Consider the following 15354-nt stretch of genomic DNA (forward strand, 5'->3'; position numbering starts at 1 on the left):
ACGCAACCATGTCCTCGGCAGCCCCTCTTACCCGCATCCATCAACTGCTGGCGCAGCAAGCCGGCCAGCGGCCCGACGCCACCTTCCTGCACGAGGAAGGCGGCGGCAAATTGAGCTACGCGCAGTTCTGGCGGCGCGTGCAGGCCGCGGCCGCGTGGTTGGAGCAACAAGGCGTGCGCCCCGGACACCGCGTGCTGATCGCGGGTGAAAACTGCGCAGCCATGATCGCGGCGCTGTTTGCCTGCGGCGTGGCCGGGGCTTGGCCGGTGGGTGTGAATGCGCGCCTGTCCACGCGCGAGATCGACGCCATCCGCCTCCATGCGCAACCCGAACTGCTGCTCTACACCAGCGGCATCTCGGCCGCCGCCGCGTCCCACGCCGAGCATGCCGGCGCGACCGACGCCGATCCCGACGTCTGGGGGCCGGGCGTACAGGCGGCGCGGGCGGACAGTCCAACGCAAGCCGAGACCGGTGATTCAGCCGCCGCGGTCGCCACCGTGATCTACACGTCCGGCACCACGGGCGCGCCCAAGGGCGTCCTGGTGCCGCATCGCGGCCTGCTGCATTTCGCGCGCGTATCCGCGGCCTCGCGCCGCCTGACGCCGCAGGATATCGGCTACGCCGCGCTGCCCATGTCGCACATCTTCGGCATCGCCACGGTGCTGATGACCACGGTGCACGCCGGCGCCAGCCTGGTGCTGCGCAGCCGCTTCGACGCCGCCGACGCCTTCAAGGCCCTGGCCCATCCGGGCGTCAGCATCCTGCAGGGCGTACCCACCATGTTCAGCCGCATGATGGCCCTGGCGCCGCCGCGCGCGGAGCTGCGGGCGCCTGCCCTGCGCTATCTGTACACGGGCGGCGCCGCGCTGGATCCCACGCTCAAGCGCGACGCCGAGCGCTATTTCGGCGTCGCCATGCACCACGGCTACGGCATCACCGAGTATGCGGGCTCCATGTTCGTCACCCGCATCGACGCGCCGCGCGACGACTGCTCGGCCGGACACGCGGTCGAAGGCGTGGAGCTGCGCATCGGCAACCCCGACAACGGCGCGCCCGCGCCCGGCGAACGCGGCGACATCCTGATCCGCGGCCCGGGCGTCATGCTGGGCTACTACCGCAGCCCCGAACAGACCGCGCAGGCGCTGCTGCCCGGCGGCTGGCTCAATACCGGCGACATCGGCTATGTCGACGAGCAGGGCGCGCTGTACATCGCAGGGCGCTCCAAGGACCTGATCATCCGCTCCGGCTTCAACGTCTATCCGCTGGAAGTCGAATCCGTCATCAATGCCTTCCCCGGCGTGCGCCTGTCGGCCGTGGTCGGCCGCGCCACCGCCGACCAGAACGAAGAAGTCATCGCCTTCGTCGAGCCCCTGCCCGGCGCCACGGTGGACACCAACCTGCTGATGCTGCATCTGCGCGCGCAGCTGGCGCCGTACAAGCGGCCCGCGCGGATCATCCCCATCGAAACCATTCCCACCACCGTCAGCGGCAAGATCCTCAAGCAGCCGCTGAAAGAAAGGCTGGCGTAGCCGCGGCTCGCTGTTCCGCTGCACGACCCGCCACTCAACCACAAGGAGACTACAGCGTGAACATCAAGACCCTGCTAGCCGCGGCCACCGCCGCGGCGGCGCTCGCCACGGCGTCAAACGCCTGGGCCGACGCCTATCCCGAACGCCCCATCCGGCTGCTGGTGGGCTATGCCCCCGGCGGCCCCGTGGACACCACCGCCCGCGTGTTCGCCAAGTACCTGGGCGACAAGCTGGGCCAGTCCGTGGTGGTGGAGAACCGCGCCGGCGCCAGCGGCATGATCGCCTCGGACGCCACCGCCAAGGCCTCGCCGGACGGCTATATGCTGGGCTTCGCCGCCAGCCCCACGCTGACCATGTCGCCGCTGGTCCAGCGCAGCACGCTGTTCGACCCGCGCAAGGACTTCTCGCTGATCGGGCTGGTGGTGGACTACGCCAACGTCTTGCTGATCGGTCCGCAGATTCCCGCGAAAAACGTCAGCGAACTGGTGAGCTACGCCCGCGCCCATCCCGATGCCGTGTCGTTCGGCTCCGCCGGCATCGGCGCATCCAACCACCTGTCGGCCGAGCTGCTGAAAAAGCAGGCGGGCGTGCCCATGCTGCATGTGCCCTACCGCGGCAACTCGCCCGCCATGGTCGATGTGATCAGCGGCAAGATCACCTTCATGTTCGACATCACCAGCACCGCCATCCCCTTCGTCAAGAGCGGCCGCGCCCGCGCCCTGGCGGTCACCTCCAAGACCCGCAACCCTGAACTGCCCGACGTCCCCACCATGGTCGAGGCCGGCATGAAGGACTATGAGGTGGTGGGCTGGTACGCGCTGGTGGGTCCGAAGAAACTGCCCGATGCCGTGGCGGCCCGCCTGACCCGCGCGCTGAACGAAGTCTCCAGCGATCCCGCCTTCCGTCAGGCCATGACCGACGGCGGCTACACCATCAACACCGGCGACGCCCGGGCGCTGCAATCGCGCATCGACCGTGAATACGCCCTGTGGTCAGACGTCATCCAAAGCGCCAACATCCAGGCCAATTGAGTACCACCGGAGCATCCTGATGAATCCCCCGCTCGCGCTGCACGCCCAGACCCGCCTGCCCGTCATCGGCGCCCCCATGTTCCTGGTCTCCGGACCGGACCTGGTGGTGGCGCAATGCGCGGCGGGGATCATCGGCACCTTCCCCTCGCTCAACGCCCGTCCGCAGGAACAGCTGCACGACTGGCTCACGCGCATCGAACACGGCCTGGCCGCGAAACGCCAGGCCGCGCCAGACGCCACGATCGCACCCTACGGCGTCAACCTGATCGTCCACCCCAGCAATCCGCGCTGGCAAGGCGATCTGGCCATCTGCGCCGAGCGGCGCGTGCCGCTCATCATCACCTCGCTGCATGCGCCCGAAGCCGTGGTCGCCGCCGCGCATGGCTACGGCGGGCTGGTATTCCATGACGTCACCAACGTGCGGCACGCCAAGCGCGCGCTGGACGCCGGCGTCGACGGCCTGATCCTGGTGGCGGCAGGCGCGGGCGGCCATGCGGGGCAGATCAGTCCATTCGCGCTGATCAACGAGATCCGCGCCTTCTACGACGGCCCGCTGGCGTTGTCCGGCTGCATCAGCCACGGCAAGGACATCCTGGCCGCGCAAGTGCTGGGCTGCGACTTCGCCTACATGGGCACGCGCTTCATCGCCACGCAGGAATCGCTGGCCGGTGACGCCTATCGCGAAATGGTGCTGCAGGCGCAGGCGGCGGACGTGACCTACACGCCCTACTTCTCGGGCGTGCCCGCGAACTACCTGTCGGCCAGCATCCAGGCGGCGGGCCTGGACCCGCTGGAACTCGCCAGGAACGGCGTGGTTCCGCCCGCAAACATGGACAAGAGCTCGCGGCCCAAGGCCTGGAAGGATGTGTGGAGCGCGGGCCAGGGAGTGGGCGCGGCGCAGGAAATCCTGCCCGCCGCGATGCTGGTGGATCAGTTGGAATCCGAGTACCGCGCCGCGCGCGACGCGCTGCGCCGGCTTTAGTCCAGCTTGATGTTGGCCGTCTTGATGACGTCGCGCCATTTCGCGATTTCATCGCGCACGAACTCGCCGAACTGTTCGGGCGTGCCGGGCTTGGGCTCGGCGCCCGCTGCGATCATGCTCTGAACAGTGGCCTGATCCGACAGCACCTTCACCAGGTCCGCATTCACGCGCTTCACGATCTCGGGCGGCGTGCCTTTGGGCGCCATCACGCCGCTCCATGAGTAGGCCTCGTAGCCCGGCAGGCCGGACTCGGCGATGGTCGGAACATCGGGCAGCATGCTGGAACGCGTGGGATTGCCCACGCCCAACGCGCGCACCTTGCCGCCCTTCAGATGCGGCACCGCGGACGGCCCGTCGGCAAACATCACCTGCACCTGGCCGCCCAGCAGGTCCTGCATGGCAGGCGCGCTGCCGCGGTAGGGCACGTGCTGGATGCGCACGCCGGCCATGGCGTTGAACAGTTCACCCGCCAGGTGCGTGCCGCCGCCCGTGCCCGACGAACTGAACGACAGCTTGCCCGGATTGGCCTTGGCATAGGCGATCAGTTCGCTCACCGAATTCACCGGTAGCGTCGCGTTCACCACCAGCACGATGGGGAACACCGCCGCCATGCCGACCGGCACGAAGTCCCGCGTAATGTCGTAGCTCAGATTGCCGCGCAGGCTGGGCAGCACCGCATGGTGGATGGACGCGAAGAAATAGTTGTAGCCGTCGGGCTCGGACTTGGCCGCGAACTGCGCACCCACGATGCCACCAGCACCCGACTTGTTGTCCACCACCGTGGGCACCGACCACATCTGGCCCAAGGGCTGCGTGGTGAAGCGCGCGGTCGTATCCACGGGTCCACCGGCGGGGAACGGCACGATGAAGTTAACGGCATGCGCTGGCCAGGCGGCAGCGCGGGCAAGCGAGGGGAACAGCGCGGGCAGCGCGGCGGCGGCGCATGCGGCGCCCAGCCCCGCCATGGCACGGCGGCGTAGTAGATCGGTCACGGCAGTCTCCTGGTTCTCGGTTTTATGGGCGGCCAAGCTCTAGGACTGCTGCCTGACGCCTTTTTTATTATTTTCCGAACCGATGGAACCGCCGCTACATATTTGCAAAAGCCCCTCTTCGGGACGCGCTACAGACCGCGCGCCGCGCGCTGCACGTGTTCGATGAAGCATTCCGCGAAACTGGGCAGGTCGCGGCCGCGCTGGCGGCACAGCAGGCGGTCGCGCAAGGCCCAGGGATCGTCCAGCTTGAGCACGTGCAGCGCGTCCGGACGGCTGTAGCGCGCGGCGCAGGCGCGCGGCACCACGGCGATCCCCGCGCCCGCCTCCACCATCCGGCACACCGCTTCGAAGCTGCCCACGTGCACGCGTTGGCAGATGCGCTTGCCCAGGCCGCTGGCGATGTCTTCCAGGAAGGTCTGGATGGCGCTGTCGGGATGAATCCCGACGAACTGGTAAGCATCCACCAAGTCGGCGAAATGCGCGGACTCCGATGCCGCCAGGGGGTGGTCGAGCGAAGTGACCACGGTGAGTTCGTCGCGGAACAGCGGCGTGACATCCAGGCCCGACACGTCGATATTGCCCGCCACCAGCCCCAGGTCTCCCTGACCTGCGCGTATGGCAATGACGATATCGCCAGATATTTTTTCTTCCAGCTCCACGTCCACGTCAGGGTTTTCCGCAAGAAACGTGGACAGCGCGTCGGCCAGGAAGGAATTGGTGGCCGTGGTGTTGGCCAGCAGGCGCAGGCGCCCCTTCAGGCCGCTGGCGTAGGGCTGCAGGTCCGCGTTAAGGCATTCCAGCTGGCGGAATACGGCGTTGGCATGCTTGAGCAGCACCTCGCCCGCCGGCGTCAGCGCCACGCCCGTGGCCATGCGCACCAGCAGCCGGGCCTTGAAGGCCTCTTCCATGTTCTTCACCCGCGCGCTTGCCGCCGGCAAGGACAGGAATGTGCGCTCCGCAGCCCGGGTCAGATTGAGTGTTTCCCCCACGTTCAGAAACAAACGCAGGTCGGTCAAGTCGTGTCTCATGTTCCACCACGCAGAAGGGGGGCATATCTAATTTTGAATTCTTCGCATGCCTCGTCGAATCTACCATGGTGCATCCCCTCAAACCATAGCGTTTGATGCGGTACTGTTTTCCACGCGGCGCGCGCCGCAGCACAGGAGTCAACTTCAATGAGCGGCATGGTTTCCGGAAAAGTAGTGATCGTTACCGGCGCGGGCGGCGGCATCGGCCGCAGCATTGCGCTGGCCATGGCGCAGGCCGGCGCCAAGGTGGTCGTGAACGACATCGGCGTATCGCTCACGGGCGAAGGCGGCGCGGATGGCCCGGCCCAGGCGGTCGTCAAGGAGATCATCGCGGCGGGCGGCCAGGCCGTTGCCAACACCGACAGCGTGGCCGCCTACGACAGCGCCAGCCGCTGCGTGCAGACGGCGATCGACGCCTTCGGCCGCATCGACGCCGTGGTCAACAACGCCGGCAATCTGCGCGACCGGGTTTTCCACAAGATGAGCGAAGAGGAATGGAGCCAGGTGCTGGGCGTGCACCTGAACGGCACGTTCTTCATGAGCCGCGCGGCCGCGCCTTACTTCCGCGAACAGGAGTCCGGCGCGTTCGTGCACATGACCTCCACGTCCGGACTGATCGGAAATTTTGGCCAGGCCAACTACGCCGCGGCCAAGCTGGGCATCGTGGCCCTATCGAAATCCATCGCGCTGGACATGGCGCGCTACAACGTGCGCTCCAATTGCATCGCGCCGTTCGCGTGGAGCCGCATGACCAGCTCCATCCCCGCCGAAACCGACGAAGAAAAGGCCCGCGTCGAAAAGCTGAAGAAGATGGAAGCCGGCAAGGTCGCGCCCATGGCCGTCTACCTGGCCAGCGATGCCGCCAGCGAGGTCACCGCGCAGATCTTCGCGGTGCGCGCCAACGAGATCATGCTGATGAGCCAGCCGCGCCCGCTGCGAACCGTGCACCACGGCGAAGGCTGGACGCCCGAGCGCATCGCCGAGATCGCCGTGCCCGCCATGCGCAAGCACTTCTACGCGTTGGAGCGCTCGCCCGACGTGATCGACTGGGACCCCATCTGAGGCCGCCATGCCCCTGGACTACGCAACCGTGAAGCACTGGCGCTTCGACGAAGTGCGCCAACGCTACGACGAGAAAGACACCATGCTGTACGCCCTGGGCATAGGCCTGGGGCAGGACCCCGAAGACGCCGGACAACTGCGCTACGTGTACGAAAAGGGCTTGCAGTCCTTCCCCACCATGAGCGTGGTGCTGGGCTATCCGGGCTTCTGGGTCCAGGATCCCCGCGCCGGCATAGACTGGGTGCGCGTGGTGCACGGCGAACAGCGCCTGACCATGCACGCCCCCTTGCCGGCAGCAGGCGTGCTCACCGGCAAGAGCCGCAACACCCATGTGATCGACAAAGGCGCGGACAAGGGCGCCATCGTCATCACCGAGCGCACCCTGCACGGCGAGGACGGCGCTTGCCTGGCCACCTTGCGGCAAAGCACCTTCTGCCGCGGCGACGGCGGCTTCGGCCAGGGCGACGACAGCCCCGCCGCCCTGCCCGCCACGCCCGGCGGCGAACCGGACCTGCGCTGCGAGATCCGCATTCCCGCCAACGCCGCGCTGCTGTACCGGCTGAACGCGGACCGCAATCCGCTGCACGCAGACCCCGAGGTGGCGCGCCAAGCCGGCTACCCCAAACCGATTCTGCACGGCCTCTGCTCCTACGGCGTGGTGGCGCACGCCATCGTGAAAAGCTGCTGCGGCTATGACGCCTCGCGCCTCGTCAGCCTGAACACGCGCTTCTCGGCGCCGGTGTATCCCGGCGAAACCCTGCAATGCGACATCTGGCGCCTGCCCGACGGCCAGATCCGCTTTCAGGCCCGCGCGCTGGAACGCAACGTGGTCGTCTTGAGCAACGGCACCGCGGAGCTGAAACCATGACGCGTCCTGCCGCTCTGACAGGCATCCGGGTGCTGGACCTGTCGCGCATCCTGGCCGGCCCCTGGTGCACGCAAAACCTGGCCGACCTGGGCGCCGACGTCATCAAGATCGAGCGCCCCCGCGTGGGCGACGACACCCGTGCCTGGGGCCCGCCATTCCTCAAGGACGGCGACGGCCAGGACACCGAGGAGTCCGCCTACTACCTCAGCGCCAACCGCAACAAGCGCTCGGTCGAAGCCGACATGGCCACGCCCGCAGGCGCCACGCTGATCCGCGAACTGGCGGCCGCAAGCGACATCCTGGTCGAGAACTTCAAGGTCGGCGGTCTCGCCAAATACGGCCTGGACTACGACAGCCTGAAGCAGATCAACCCGCGCCTGATCTATTGCTCGATCACCGGCTTCGGCCAGGACGGCCCCTACGCGCAACACCCCGGCTACGACTTCATGATCCAGGGCATGGGCGGCTTGATGAGCATTACCGGCGAACGCGACGACCTGCCCGGCGGCGGACCGCAGAAGGCCGGCGTGGCGGTGACGGACATCGTCACCGGCATGTACGCCACCGTGGCGGTGCTGGCGGCCTTGCAGGAACGCCACAACAGCGGCCTGGGCCAGCACCTGGACATCGCCCTGCTGGACAGCCACGTCGCCATGCTGGCCAATCAGAACTCCAACTACTTCAATTCCGGCGTCGCGCCCCAGCGCGCCGGCAACGCGCACCAGAACGTCGTGCCCTACCAGGTGTTCGCCGCCAGCGACGGCCATCTGATCGTCGCCACGGGCAACGAATCGCAGTACCGCGCGTACTGCCGCGCCATCGGCGCACCCGAACTGGGCGACGATCCGCGCTTCGCCACCAACCGTGTGCGCCTGGCCAACCGCGAGCTGCTGATCGGCCTGCTGACGGAGATCATGCGCCAGGGAAAACGCGACGACTGGATCGCCAAGCTGGAGGCCGTGGGCGTGCCCTGCGGCCCCATCAACGATATCGCGCAGGCCCAGGCGCATCCGCAAGCGCAGGCGCGGCAGCTACGCCGCGATCTGCCGCATCCGGCTGGCGGGATAGCTGCGGTGACGGCCAGCCCGTTGCGGTTGTCGGCCTCGCCGGTCGAGTACCGACGCGCGCCGCCCTTGCTTGGGGAACACACGGAAGAAGTGCTGCGCGAAGTGCTAGGCAAGACAGCGCAGGAGATCGCGGCGTTCCGCACGGAGCTAGGGCAGGAGAGCAACTAAGCCGCAGGCGGTCGAAAGCACCATCACACTCAAATAAATTACGTATGTCATTCCCGGCCGCCCGCGCGGCCGGGAATGACGGGCAACAAAAACATCGTCCCCGACCACAGCTCCAGCAGCGCATCAGGCCAAGACATTCGTAGCCCGTCGGCGCGGGCGCCTGGGTGGCGAGCAACCTCGATGCGCCCGAGGGAATCTGAAGGAGCCGCCGAAGGCGGGGACGAAGATGACGAAGGGGCAGTCCGGAGCGAACGCTCCGGACCGCAATCGTGGGCGCTCGCCACCCAGGCGCCCGCGCCGACGGGCGGCCTACGAAGCGCAGCCAAACGCCCACTGGAACAAAAAAAAACGGCCACCAGTCCCCCGGCAGCCGTTTTCCTCATGACCAATCAGATCAAGCCACAGCGACCGGAATCTTTCCGATCTTGGCCTGCCATTCCTTGGGCCCCGTGGTGTGGACCGAGGTGCCCTGGGCGTCGACCGCCACGGTCACCGGCATGTCCTTCACATCGAACTCATAGATGGCTTCCATGCCCAGATCGGCAAAGCCCAGCACCTTGGCGCCGCGGATAGCCTTGGACACCAGGTAGGCCGCGCCGCCGACAGCCATCAGGTAGGCCGAGCCGTGCTTCTTGATGGACTCGATCGCGACCGGGCCGCGCTCGGACTTGCCGATCATGGAGATCAGGCCCGTCTGCTCCAGCATCATGTCCGTGAACTTATCCATGCGCGTGGCGGTCGTGGGACCCGCCGGGCCGACCACTTCGTCGCGCACCGGATCCACCGGACCCACGTAATAGATGACCCGGTTCTTGAAATCCACCGGCAGCGGCTCGCCCTTGGCCAGCATGTCCTGAATACGCTTGTGCGCCGCATCGCGGCCCGTCAACATCTTGCCCGACAGCAGCAAGGTCTGGCCCGGCTTCCAGCTGGCCACTTCTTCCTTGGTCAGCGTATTCAGGTCCACCTGCTTGGACTTGTTGTAGTCCGGCGCCCAGTGCACTTCCGGCCACTCCGACAGCGACGGCGGATCCAGGCGCGCGGGGCCCGAACCATCCAGCTCGAAGTGCGCGTGGCGCGTGGCCGCACAGTTCGGGATCATCGCCACCGGCTTGGAGGCCGCATGCGTCGGGAACGTGCTGATCTTGACGTCCAGCACCGTCGTCAGGCCGCCCAAGCCCTGCGCGCCGATGCCCAGCGCGTTGACCTTCTCATACAGCTCGATGCGCAGCTCTTCCAGCTTGTTCTGCGGGCCGCGGGCCAGCAGCTCGTACATGTCGATGTCTTCCATCAACGACTGCTTGGCCATCAGCATGGCCTTCTCGGCCGTGCCGCCGACGCCGATGCCCAGCATGCCCGGCGGGCACCAGCCGGCGCCCATCGTCGGAACCGTCTTGAGCACCCAGTCCACCAGCGAATCGCTCGGGTTCAGCATCGCGAACTTAGACTTGTTTTCCGAACCGCCGCCCTTCGAAGCCACTTGCACGTCGACCTTGTCGCCCGGGACAAGCTCGACGTGCAGGATACAGGGCGTGTTGTCACGCGTGTTCTTGCGCGCGAACAGCGGATCGTCCAGCACCGAGGCGCGCAGCGGATTGTCCGGATTCAGATAGCCGCGGCGCACGCCTTCGTCACAGAGTTCTTGCAGGGTGCGCTTGGTCTCGAAGCGCACGCCCATGCCTACCTTCAGGAACACGTTGACGATGCCGGTGTCCTGGCACAGCGGACGCTTGCCCTCGGCGCACATGCGCGAGTTGGTCAGGATCTGCGCCATCGCATCGCGCGCGGCGGGGCTTTCCTCGCGCTCGTAGGCGCGGGCCAGGTGGCGGATGTAGTCGACAGGATGGTAGTAGCTGATGAACTGGATGCCATCGGCTATCGACTGGATGAAGTCTTCTTCTTTAATGATGACGGACATGGCGATATGCGGGTGTAGATGGATAACGTGAAAACGCGGCCGGCATGACCGGCCGCGCGCGGATGCTTGAAGCTTATTTTATTTTCCTTGCCAGACCGGTTTGCGCTTCTCGGCGAAAGCGGTCGCGCCTTCCTTGGCGTCGGCCGACGAAAAAATGTGCGCAATCAGCGGACGCTGCTGGTCGAACATGCTGGCCTGGTCCCAGTCGCCCGATTGCGCAACCACGCTCTTGGCGGTCTGCACCGCCATCGGGCCGTTCTCGACAATGGCGCGGGCCAGTTCCAGCGCGCCGGCCAGGGCGGCGCCCGGCTCGGTGATGCGGTTGACCAGGCCGAACGAGTAGGCGCGCTCGGCCGTCAGCATCTCGCCGGTCAGGATCACTTCCATGGCGATGTGGTACGGCAGGCGGCGCGGCAGGCGCAGCATGCCGCCAGCGCCGGCCACCAGGCCGCGCTTGACTTCCGGCAGGCCGAACTTGGCATTGCTGGCGGCCACGATCAAGTCGGAAGCCAGCGCCATTTCGCAGCCGCCGGCCAGCGCATAGCCTTCCACCGCGGCGATCAGCGGCTTCTTGGGCGGCCGTTCGTTCAGGCCGGCGAAGCCGCGGCCTTCCACGTAGGGACGCTGCCCGGACTTGGCGAATGCCTTCAGGTCCATGCCCGACGAGAACGTGCCGCCGCCGCCCGTCAGGATGCCGATGCGGATATCGTCGCGGCTGTCCAGCTGGTCCAGCGCCGCGGCCATGGCCTGCGCGGTTTCCAGGTTGATGGCGTTCTTGGCCTCGGGACGGTTGATCGTGATGATCTGGATGCCGTCGGTGACTTCTACCTTGATCAGGTCTGACATGGGACTGCTCCTTCCGGGAATTCTCGGAATCGGGTTCCGGGTTTTATATAAGACTTGGTACGCAACCTGGAATCATACGATCATTGGTTTCCAGGCGCAGCGACAGGCCCACGAGGCGTCCACCAGCGGCACACTGTCCCCCTGCGCGCCTCCCTGAAGGCCTAGATGTAACCGTCCGCCCGGCATTCGGGAGCCGGACCGCCCCAGGCCAGTTAAAATGCTGGGTTTCCCACGCCCAGGGCAAGCCTTGCCCGGCGGCCGAATTCCAAGAATCCTATGCTCACCTTTCAGCAAATCATCCTTACGCTCCAGGAATACTGGGACAAGCAGGGTTGCGCCCTGCTGCAGCCCTACGACATGGAAGTCGGCGCCGGTACCTCGCATACCGCCACGTTCCTGCGCGCGATCGGCCCGGAACCCTGGCGCGCCGCCTATGTGCAACCCTCGCGCCGCCCCAAGGACGGCCGCTACGGCGAAAACCCCAACCGCCTGCAGCACTATTACCAGTACCAGGTCGTGCTGAAGCCCGCGCCCCCGGAAATCCTGGACCTGTACATCGGTTCGCTCAAGGCGCTGGGCATCGATCCCACCCAGCACGACATCCGCTTCGTCGAGGACGACTGGGAAAACCCCACGCTCGGCGCCTGGGGCCTGGGCTGGGAAGTCTGGCTGAACGGCATGGAAGTCACCCAGTTCACCTACTTCCAGCAAGTAGGCGGCCTGGATTGCACGCCGACCACCGGCGAGATCACCTACGGCCTGGAACGCCTGGCCATGTACCTGCAGGACGTGGAAAGCGTCTACGACCTGGTCTGGACCGAAGGCGCCAACGGCAACCGCGTGCTGTACCGCGACGTGTTCCACCAGAACGAAGTGGAACAGTCGACCTACAACTTCGAACACTCTTCGGCCGCGATGCTGTTCTCGCACTTCAACGACTACGAAGCCGAGGCCAAGCGCCTGATGGAAGTGCCGCTGGCGCTGCCGGCCTACGAGGCCGCGCTGAAGGCCGCGCACACGTTCAACATGCTGGACGCGCGCGGCGCGATCAGCGTCACCGAACGCGCCGCCTACATCGGCCGCATCCGCAACCTGTCGCGCACCGTCGCGCAGGCCTACTACGATTCCCGCGAACGACTGGGCTTTCCCATGCTGGGCCGCGACAAGGCCGCCGGGGAGGCAGCATAAATGACGACGAACATCCGCCCGCTGCTGGTCGAACTGCTGACCGAAGAACTCCCGCCCAAGGCCCTGCAAAAGCTGGGCCAGGCCTTTGCCGAGGGCGTGCGCGCCACGCTGGAGCGCCACGGCCTGCTGGCCGCCGGCTGCGCCGCCACCGCGTACTCCACGCCGCGCCGCCTGGCCGTGCACCTGTCCGCCGTGCTGGCGCAGGCGCCGGACCAGCCCTACGCCGAAAAGCTGATGCCGGTGAAGATCGGCCTGACCGATGACGGCAAGGCCACGCCCGCGCTGCAAAAGAAGCTGGCCGCCAAGGGCCTGGAAAATATCGACCTGTCGACCCTGGAACGCGAGTCCGACGGCAAGCAGGACTACCTGGTCGCCCGCGGCACCGCCCCCGGCGCGCAACTGGCCGCCGGCCTGCAGGAAGGCATCGACGCCGCCATCGACGGCCTGCCCATCCCCAAGGTCATGCGCTACCAGCTGGCCGACGGCGTCACCACCGTCAAGTTCGTGCGCCCGGCGCACGGCCTGGTCGCGCTGTTCGGCGCCGACGTGGTGCCGGTGTCCGCGCTGGGCCTGGCCGCCGGCCGCGACTCGCTGGGCCACCGCTTCATGAGCGCGGGCCCCGTGTCCTTCGCCGACGCCGACGCCTACGCCGCCACCCTGGCCGAAAAGGGCCGCGTCGCGGCCTCGTTCGAAGGCCGCCGCGACGAGATCCAGCGCCAGTTGCTAGACCATGCCGGCCGCCTCAACGCCACGCTGGGCGACGATCCCGAAGTGGCCGCGCTGCTGGACGAGGTCACGGCCCTGGTCGAGCACCCCACCGTCTACGTGGGCCAGTTCGAAGAGCAGTTCCTGCAAGTGCCGCAGGAATGCCTGATCCTGACCATGCGGCTGAACCAGAAGTACTTCCCGCTGTTCGATCCGGCCAGCGGCCGCCTGACGCACCGCTTCCTGATCGTCAGCAACATGCACACCGACAATCCGGTGAACATCGTCGAAGGCAACCAGCGCGTGGTGCGCCCGCGCCTGGCCGATGCGCAGTTCTTCTTCGAAACCGACCGCAAGACCCCGCTGGCCGCACGTGTCGAGCAGCTGGGCAGCATCGTCTACCACAACAAGCTGGGCACCCAGCTGGAACGCGTGGAGCGCGTACGCGCCATCGCGCGCGGCGTGGCCGAACAGCTGGGCGGCGACGTCTCCGCCGCCGACCGCGCAGCCATGCTGGCCAAGGCCGACCTGGGCTCCAACATGGTGGGCGAATTCCCCGAGCTGCAAGGCGTCATGGGCGCCTATTACGCAGCCGGCGACGGCGAGCCCGACAGCGTGGTGCAGGCCCTGCGCACGCAGTACCGCAACCGCTACGACGCGCCCGTCACCGCCGACTCGCTGACCGCCGCCATCCTGTTCATCGCCGAGCGCGTGGAAACCATGGTCGGCATCTGGGCCATCGGCCTGGCGCCCACCGGAGAACGCGACCCCTTCGGCCTGCGCCGCGCCGCGCTGGGCCTGATCAGCGCCTTCGAACAACTGGCCGCGGGCGGCTGGCTCAAGATCAGCGAGGCAGGCCCCTTGTCGCTGGACGGCCTGCTGCAACTGGCCGCGGGCACTTTCCCCGCCGGCAAGATCCCCGCCGACACGCTGGCCGAGGTCCACGCCTTCATCTATGAGCGCTACCGCAACCAGCTGATCAACGAGTTCGACCGCAACGCCGTCGAAGCCGTGATCGCGCTGACCCCGCCGCTGCACCAGGTGGCCGAACGCGTGCGCGCCGCCGCCGCCTTCGCGCAGCTGCCCGAGGCCGCCAGCCTGGCCGCCGCCAACAAGCGTATCGGCAACCTGCTCAAGAAGGCCGAAGGCGAGATCGGCGCGGTGAACGACGCCGCGCTGGTGGAACCCGCTGAAAAGGCCCTGGCCGCCGCCGTGTCCGCGCTGCGTCCGAAGGCCGAGGCGCAGTTGGCCGCCGGCGACTTCGCCGGCAGCCTGAGCACGCTGGCCCAGGTCCGCGAGCCCGTGGACGCCTTCTTCGCCGACGTCATGGTCATGGCCGAAGACCCGGCTGTGCGCGCCAACCGGCTGGCCCTGCTGGGCCAGCTGCATGGCCTGATGAACCAGGTCGCTGACATCTCCAGGCTGGCACAGTGAAACTCATCATCCTCGACCGCGACGGCGTGATCAATCAGGACAGCGATTCGTTCGTCAAGAATCCGGACGAATGGATCGCCCTGCCCGGCAGCCTGCACGCCATCGCCCGGTTGACGCAGGCGGGCTGGAAGGTGGTGGTCGCCACCAACCAGTCGGGCCTGGCGCGCGGCCTGTTCGACATGGATACGCTGACGGCCATCCACACCAAGATGCGGCGCGAGCTGGCCGCCGCGGGCGGCAGCATCGACGCGGTCTTCATGTGTCCGCACGGCCCGGACGACAATTGCTCCTGCCGCAAGCCCAAGCCCGGCATGTTCGAGCAGATCGGGCACCGCTACGACGTCGACCTGGCCGGCGTGCCGGCGGTGGGCGATTCGCTGCGCGACCTGCAGGCCTCGTCGTCGGTCGGCTGCTCGCCCTGGCTGGTGCTGACCGGCAATGGCAAGAAAACGCTGGCCAAGGGCGGCTTGCCCGACAACACCCGCGTCTGCGACGACCTGTCGGCCGTGGTCGATGCCCTGTTGCAGGACCATTGA

Annotated in this window: 13 protein-coding genes; 9 read left to right on the plus strand and 4 right to left on the minus strand. The window is 67.1% G+C overall.

The annotated features are described in order from the left end of the window. Window positions 1-8: 8 nt before the first annotated feature. From FOC84_RS07915 to FOC84_RS07925, 3 genes are read left to right on the plus strand one after another with little or no spacing between them, the layout of a single operon-like run. Complete coding sequence (locus FOC84_RS07915) at window positions 9-1529, plus strand: class I adenylate-forming enzyme family protein (RefSeq protein WP_173150009.1); 1521 nt, start codon at window positions 9-11, stop codon at window positions 1527-1529. Window positions 1530-1585: 56 nt separating this feature from the next. Further along, the gene (locus FOC84_RS07920) at window positions 1586-2560 is read left to right on the plus strand and encodes a Bug family tripartite tricarboxylate transporter substrate binding protein (protein ID WP_173143944.1); all 975 of its coding nucleotides are present in this window, start codon (window positions 1586-1588) and stop codon (window positions 2558-2560) included. 19 nt (window positions 2561-2579) lie between these two features. Continuing rightward, the gene (locus tag FOC84_RS07925) at window positions 2580-3542 is read left to right on the plus strand and encodes an NAD(P)H-dependent flavin oxidoreductase (protein WP_173143945.1); all 963 of its coding nucleotides are present in this window, start codon (window positions 2580-2582) and stop codon (window positions 3540-3542) included. Here FOC84_RS07925 and FOC84_RS07930 read toward each other — a convergent pair. Continuing rightward, window positions 3539-4534 (minus strand): Bug family tripartite tricarboxylate transporter substrate binding protein, encoded by a 996-nt coding sequence (locus FOC84_RS07930; protein WP_173143946.1) that lies wholly within the window; start codon window positions 4532-4534, stop codon window positions 3539-3541. The genes FOC84_RS07925 and FOC84_RS07930 overlap by 4 nt on opposite strands. A gap of 128 nt (window positions 4535-4662) precedes the next feature. After that, the gene (locus FOC84_RS07935) at window positions 4663-5562 is read right to left on the minus strand and encodes a LysR family transcriptional regulator (protein WP_173143947.1); all 900 of its coding nucleotides are present in this window, start codon (window positions 5560-5562) and stop codon (window positions 4663-4665) included. A 147-nt stretch (window positions 5563-5709) separates the two neighbouring features. Between FOC84_RS07935 and FOC84_RS07940 the strand changes: the two genes are divergently transcribed. Genes FOC84_RS07940 through FOC84_RS07950 form a run of 3 tightly spaced genes read left to right on the plus strand, consistent with a single transcriptional unit; the run spans window position 5710 to window position 8727 of the window. Then, window positions 5710-6624 carry an SDR family NAD(P)-dependent oxidoreductase gene (locus tag FOC84_RS07940; protein ID WP_173143948.1) on the plus strand — a complete coding sequence of 305 codons (915 nt, stop codon included), beginning with the start codon at window positions 5710-5712 and terminating at the stop codon, window positions 6622-6624. A gap of 7 nt (window positions 6625-6631) precedes the next feature. Then, window positions 6632-7492, plus strand: coding sequence for a MaoC family dehydratase (locus FOC84_RS07945; protein WP_173143949.1), 861 nt, complete (start codon window positions 6632-6634; stop codon window positions 7490-7492). Continuing rightward, window positions 7489-8727, plus strand: a complete 1239-nt coding sequence (locus tag FOC84_RS07950; protein WP_173143950.1) for a CaiB/BaiF CoA transferase family protein — start codon at window positions 7489-7491, stop codon at window positions 8725-8727. Before FOC84_RS07945 ends, FOC84_RS07950 begins: the two co-directional genes overlap by 4 nt. Window positions 8728-9121: 394 nt before the next feature. Here FOC84_RS07950 and FOC84_RS07955 read toward each other — a convergent pair whose 3' ends face one another. Together FOC84_RS07955 and FOC84_RS07960 are read right to left on the minus strand one after the other, a co-directional pair. Then, the gene (locus FOC84_RS07955) at window positions 9122-10645 is read right to left on the minus strand and encodes a fumarate hydratase (protein ID WP_173143951.1); all 1524 of its coding nucleotides are present in this window, start codon (window positions 10643-10645) and stop codon (window positions 9122-9124) included. Window positions 10646-10723: 78 nt separating this feature from the next. Then, window positions 10724-11491, minus strand: a complete 768-nt coding sequence (locus FOC84_RS07960) for a crotonase/enoyl-CoA hydratase family protein (RefSeq protein ID WP_173143952.1) — start codon at window positions 11489-11491, stop codon at window positions 10724-10726. Window positions 11492-11767: 276 nt separating this feature from the next. On the opposite strand from FOC84_RS07960, the gene glyQ reads away from it, so the two are divergent. From glyQ to gmhB, 3 genes are read left to right on the plus strand one after another with little or no spacing between them, the layout of a single operon-like run. After that, window positions 11768-12679, plus strand: coding sequence for a glycine--tRNA ligase subunit alpha (gene glyQ / locus FOC84_RS07965; protein WP_173143953.1), 912 nt, complete (start codon window positions 11768-11770; stop codon window positions 12677-12679). Further along, a complete protein-coding gene (gene glyS / locus FOC84_RS07970; RefSeq protein WP_173143954.1) occupies window positions 12680-14818 on the plus strand; it encodes a glycine--tRNA ligase subunit beta in 2139 nt (712 codons plus the stop codon). It begins immediately after the preceding gene. Then, window positions 14815-15354 carry a D-glycero-beta-D-manno-heptose 1,7-bisphosphate 7-phosphatase gene (gene gmhB, locus FOC84_RS07975; RefSeq protein ID WP_173143955.1) on the plus strand — a complete coding sequence of 180 codons (540 nt, stop codon included), beginning with the start codon at window positions 14815-14817 and terminating at the stop codon, window positions 15352-15354. The genes glyS and gmhB overlap by 4 nt, the downstream gene beginning before the upstream one ends.

The sequence above is a fragment of the Achromobacter pestifer genome (assembly GCF_013267355.1).
Taxonomy (GTDB): domain Bacteria; phylum Pseudomonadota; class Gammaproteobacteria; order Burkholderiales; family Burkholderiaceae_B; genus Achromobacter; species Achromobacter pestifer_A.

Excerpts from the sequence above, each read along its gene's own strand:
- FOC84_RS07960 (WP_173143952.1), bottom strand. The coding sequence starts at position 11,491 with ATGTCAGACCTGATCAAGGTAGAAGTCACCGACGGCATCCAGATCATC.
- FOC84_RS07945 (WP_173143949.1), top strand. The coding sequence starts at position 6,632 with ATGCCCCTGGACTACGCAACCGTGAAGCACTGGCGCTTCGACGAAGTG.
- FOC84_RS07955 (WP_173143951.1), bottom strand. The coding sequence starts at position 10,645 with ATGTCCGTCATCATTAAAGAAGAAGACTTCATCCAGTCGATAGCCGAT.
- FOC84_RS07940 (WP_173143948.1), top strand. The coding sequence starts at position 5,710 with ATGAGCGGCATGGTTTCCGGAAAAGTAGTGATCGTTACCGGCGCGGGC.
- FOC84_RS07935 (WP_173143947.1), bottom strand. The coding sequence starts at position 5,562 with ATGAGACACGACTTGACCGACCTGCGTTTGTTTCTGAACGTGGGGGAA.
- FOC84_RS07925 (WP_173143945.1), top strand. The coding sequence starts at position 2,580 with ATGAATCCCCCGCTCGCGCTGCACGCCCAGACCCGCCTGCCCGTCATC.
- FOC84_RS07915 (WP_173150009.1), top strand. The coding sequence starts at position 9 with ATGTCCTCGGCAGCCCCTCTTACCCGCATCCATCAACTGCTGGCGCAG.
- glyS (WP_173143954.1), top strand. The coding sequence starts at position 12,680 with ATGACGACGAACATCCGCCCGCTGCTGGTCGAACTGCTGACCGAAGAA.
- FOC84_RS07950 (WP_173143950.1), top strand. The coding sequence starts at position 7,489 with ATGACGCGTCCTGCCGCTCTGACAGGCATCCGGGTGCTGGACCTGTCG.
- glyQ (WP_173143953.1), top strand. The coding sequence starts at position 11,768 with ATGCTCACCTTTCAGCAAATCATCCTTACGCTCCAGGAATACTGGGAC.